Annotated in this window: 3 protein-coding genes; 2 read left to right on the top strand and 1 reads right to left on the bottom strand. The window is 59.4% G+C overall.

Annotated features, from left to right (window positions below):
• On the top strand, positions 1-492 hold a 492-nt coding region (locus VGR81_07215; protein ID HEV2288724.1), incomplete at its 5' end, for a ComF family protein.
• 154 nt (positions 493-646) lie between these two features.
• Complete coding sequence (locus tag VGR81_07210) at positions 647-1,195, top strand: HNH endonuclease (protein HEV2288723.1); 549 nt, start codon at positions 647-649, stop codon at positions 1,193-1,195.
• 183 nt (positions 1,196-1,378) lie between these two features.
• Here the strand turns inward: VGR81_07210 and VGR81_07205 are convergent.
• Positions 1,379-1,705 (bottom strand): hypothetical protein (locus VGR81_07205; GenBank protein ID HEV2288722.1); only part of this gene is annotated, 327 nt, incomplete at its 5' end.

Below are 1,705 nucleotides of genomic sequence, written 5' to 3'. Positions count from 1 at the left end.
TTGAGCCTCGGCAAATGGTTTGCTGCTCGACTCAGGGAAAAGGTCCAGGCCGCGCCAGAAATCTTCAAATCCGACGTGGTTGTCCCCGTTCCGCTGCATCCCGCGCGCCGCCGCGAACGCGGCTACAACCAGGCCGAACTTATCGCCCGGCCTCTGGCCAGGCAACTCAAACTCCCCCTCCGCGCTTACCTGCTTGTCCGCACGAAGCCTCGCCCGCCGCGCCTTTTGCTCTCGCGCCGCGAGCGCTGGGAATCCGTCCGTGGCGCTTACGCTATGCGCAAAGGCGCGAAAGTTGACAATCTGCGCGTCTTGCTGATAGATGACGTATGTACGACGGGCGCGACCCTGGATTCCTGCGCGCGCGCCCTGAAACGAGCCGGCGCAAAAAGCGTTACTGGATTGACGGTCGCGCGAGTGGTCGCCGCAAGCGTGCCTCTCCCGCCATCGCAGCCAATAAAGAAGGCAATCCCGGGCGCATCGCCAAGCATCTGATAATATGCTTGGGTAACTGGGACAGTGATCCAGGGTTCTCCTGTCCCGCAAGGACAAGGCTCTCACAGTGGATTATCGCCACAAAGACGTGTTGCGGCCACGCCCGATCATCTCGATTCCGGGAAGCCGTAATTCTATCGGCGCGGAACTCCCGATGCGGGATTCCTCCGCGGGTGTTCGCCGCCCGTCTTTGATGCAGGCTCCAGTGCTGGTTCTTAACGCCACCTTCGAGCCAATCAACGTCACGGCCGTGCGGCGTGCCCTCGTACTGATGCTCAAGGGCGTCGCTCAGGCGGAAGAAACTCAGTCGGGCGAAGTCCACTCCACCACCAAATCCATCTCCGTCCCCTCCGTGATTCGCCTGCTGACGTATCGCCACATCCCGCAGCAAAGCCGCGCGTTGTCGAGAAAAAATATTCTCCTGCGCGACCGCAATACCTGTCAGTTCTGCGGCCGCATATTTTCCGCCTCAGATTTGACGCTGGACCACGTCGTGCCCCGCTCACGCGGTGGCCGTTCGTCCTGGGAGAATTTGGTCGCCTGCTGCTACGAATGCAACAACCGCAAGGGTGATCGTACGCCTGAAGAAGCCGGGTTGAAGCTCGCGCGGCGCCCGCGGCCCTTTACTCTGCACACTTCCCGTCAGCTTATGCGCCTCATCGGCCATAAGGACGAGAAGTGGCGCAAGTATTTGTTTTACTGACTTCGGGACGGGTCATCACCCGATGCTTCCACTCCGGTAAAATTCCGGCGCTCCATTTGCAACCTTTCATTTCTCCGAGCATCTATATAATCAAACACTCTAGGACACACCCCGGGAAGTGGCTTTGGGAAACCAAACGCTGCTTCCCTTCTTCTTTTCAGTGAACTTTCCGAAGGCGGGAAATTACTGCCGCAGGACGACCCGCAACCCGCGCCGCCAGTTTTCGCTCACACCGATCCTGGTCACCTGAATTTCCGGCGAGAGATACCTCAATACGGTTTCGTTCGAGGGATGGAATCGCAAGCTCGGCGCCGCAAGCCAGATGAGCGGAGCGTCTGCGCGAAGTTCGATGCCGCTGAAATAGCCGAATGAATGGAAATCTCCTTCCGCGAGGTGCCGCCGCACGCGCAGCCAGTAATCCACGGCCTGCATCGGAAGCTGCAAATCCTCGGATGCCTTCAGCTCGATGACGACCAGCCGTCCCTGCCTCGTCACGCCGAGCAAATCGAT

This window comes from Candidatus Acidiferrales bacterium, assembly GCA_035934015.1.
Lineage (GTDB): Bacteria > Acidobacteriota > Terriglobia > Acidiferrales > UBA7541 > DAHUXN01.
This window is presented reverse-complemented; position numbering and strand designations above follow the sequence as displayed.

Excerpts from the sequence above, each read along its gene's own strand:
- VGR81_07210 (HEV2288723.1), top strand. The coding sequence starts at position 647 with ATGCGGGATTCCTCCGCGGGTGTTCGCCGCCCGTCTTTGATGCAGGCT.